Annotated in this window: 2 protein-coding genes; both read right to left on the bottom strand. The window is 65.2% G+C overall.

From position 1 onward, the window contains the following. Positions 1–929, bottom strand: a 929-nt coding sequence (gene cydB / locus RUW20_RS10450; RefSeq protein ID WP_313952150.1) for a cytochrome d ubiquinol oxidase subunit II, incomplete at its 3' end; no start/stop codon positions are given. Between the two features lie 5 nt (positions 930–934). Next, on the bottom strand, positions 935–2,344 hold the full coding sequence (locus tag RUW20_RS10445) for a cytochrome ubiquinol oxidase subunit I (RefSeq protein ID WP_313952144.1): 1,410 nt from the start codon (positions 2,342–2,344) through the stop codon (positions 935–937). Between the last annotated feature and the right edge of the window lie 202 nt (positions 2,345–2,546).

Below are 2,546 nucleotides of genomic sequence, written 5' to 3'. Positions count from 1 at the left end.
ATCACCGGCAACACGACGACGCCACCGTAGAAGAGAAACTCGAGCGACGCATCCGGTGACGCGGCACTGGCCACGGTCAGCGAATAGGGAATCATGTACGGCCAGAACATCACTCCCAGGCTGAGAAAAGCGGCGACAAAAAAGAGCGCGCTCATCGCGAACGGTACGCCATCGCGCTTCTCACGCGCACCAAGCACCACGCCGAGCAGAGCGAGCACGCCGAGCGCCGGGAAAGCCAGCCCCCAGGGCCGATCTTGCAGCCCGCTCCGTGCGATGACGCTGTCGTCGAAAGTAACGGCGAACGCCAGGCAAAGCACGAGCAGCACAGCGACGGCCAGGCCCGGAAGGCGACGGTAGGCCCACTCGCGCAGTTCGCCTTCGCTCTTGAGCACCAGCCAGCTCGCGCCGAGCAGCGCGTAACCGAGCACCAGGCCGACCCCGGTGAGGATCGGAAAGGGAGCCAGCCAGAGCAACGGGCCACCAGCGTACTGGCCATCGACGACCGGAATGCCGCGCATCATCGCGCCGATGGCAGCGCCCTGGACGAAGGCGACCAGCGTTGAGCCAAGCGAGAAGCCGAGATCCCAAAGCTTGCGCAGGCGCGCGCTGCGAAAGCGAAACTCGAAAGCGACGCCGCGAAAGATCAGCCCGAACAGCAACAGCAGCACCGGCAGGTAGAAAGCGCCGAGAAACACCGCGTAGACTTCCGGGAAAGCGGCGAAGAGACTGGCGCCGACGACCACCAGCCAGGTCTCGTTGCCATCCCAGAACGGCGCGATGCTGCCCATCATGCGGACGCGCAGCGCTTCGTCGCGGGTCGTGCCAAAGAGCACGCCGACGCCGAGGTCGAAACCGTCGAGGATGACGTAGGCGAGGATCGAAACGGCTATCACCCCGGCCCAGAACAATGCCAGGTCGCTGGCCACCATGGCGCTCACCCTTTCCTCGGCAGGCCACCGCCGGTGGCGCTGTCGGCCGCATCGGCGAAAGCCATGGGCCGCGAGCCGGTGCCGCCAGAAACGGCCGTCGCGTCGGCGGTCGGCCCCTCGCGCAACAGCTTGTAGATGTAGTACACGCCGAAGGAAATGACCACCGAATAGACCAGCACGTAGCCGATCAGTGACATCAGGACGGTGCCACCGCTCAGCGACGGCGTCACCGCATCCCTGGTGCGCAGCAGTCCGTAGACCACCCACGGTTGGCGCCCGACTTCGGCGGTATACCAGCCGGCGAGGACGGCGATGAAGCCGCTGGGGAACGAGAGGAAGGTTACCCACAGGAAGCCGCGCGCGGTCTCCAGCCGGCCGCGCAGTCGCAGCAGCTTGCCCAGCCACGAAACCGCCAGCATCAACAGCCCCATACCGACCATGATCCGGAAACCGAAAAACGGGATCAGCACCGGCGGCCGATCCTCGGGCGGGAAGGCATCGAGACCGATCTCGCGCGAAGTCCAGTCGCCGGAAGCGATGAAGCTGCCAAGCCCGGGTATTTCGACGGCGAAGCGATTGCGCTCCGCCGCCTCGTCGGGAAGGGCAATCAGCACTTCGCTCGCCGGCTGTTGCGTCTGCCAGCGCGCCTCGATCGCCGCGAATTTGGCCGGCTGATGTTTGAGGACGTAGAGCCCGGTCAGGTGACCGAAGTAGAGCTGGATGGGGATCAGTACCGCCACCAGTCCGAGGCCCCAGTGCAGCATGATGCGTGCCTCGGCGCGATGAATGTTGCGCAGGACGTACCAGGCGCCGGTGGCAGAAACGCACATGCCGGTGGTCAGAAAAGCGGCCAACAGCATGTGCGGCCAGCGCACCCGCATGATCGGCCCGGTCGTGATCGCCCACCAGTCGGCCGGGATGATCTTGCCGTCGACGATGCTGTGGCCGAGCGGCACCTGCATCCAGCTGTTGTTGGCCAGGATCCAGAACGACGAGAACATCGTGCCCAGCGAGACCATGCAGCAGGCGAAGAAGTAGAAGCGGGGCGAGACACGCTCGCGTCCGAGCAGCATCACGCCAAAGAAGGTCGCCTCGAGCATGAACGCGGTAAAGGCTTCATAGCCGAGCAGTGGCCCCTGGATCGAACCGGTCTTCTGCGCCAGCACACCCCAGTTGGTACCGAACTGGAAAGCCATGACGATGCCGGTGACCACGCCCATGCCGAAGGACACCGCAAAGAGCTTGAGCCAGAAGTCGAAAACGCGCCGGTAAAGGGGATTGCCGGTAAGCAGCCGCGCGCCCTCGATGCTCGCCAGCCACGCCGCCAGGCCAATGGTGAAGGACGGGAAGATGATATGGAAGCTGATGACGAAAGCGAACTGAATCCGCGACAGGAAAACCGGGTCAAGCTCCATGTCCTGGCCCCCTCAAACGCCCGCAGCAATGCTCATCATCGGGTCGGCATTCCCCCTAACGATCCTCGCCGGCAGCACGCCAAGTGGCCGGCGAGATGCGCCGGGCTTGGCCGGCAGCGCACACCCCTGGCTCTGCTCCGTGCTCCCGCCCGTGATCAGCGCTTACGCCCGCGCGCACCCGCCGGCGCTGCGCTGATCGGCC

Origin of the sequence: Accumulibacter sp. (assembly GCF_032229525.1) — a bacterium.
Classification (GTDB): domain Bacteria; phylum Pseudomonadota; class Gammaproteobacteria; order Burkholderiales; family Rhodocyclaceae; genus Accumulibacter.
The sequence above is the reverse complement of the archived record's forward strand: the minus strand, read 5'-3'. Positions and strand labels throughout refer to the sequence as shown.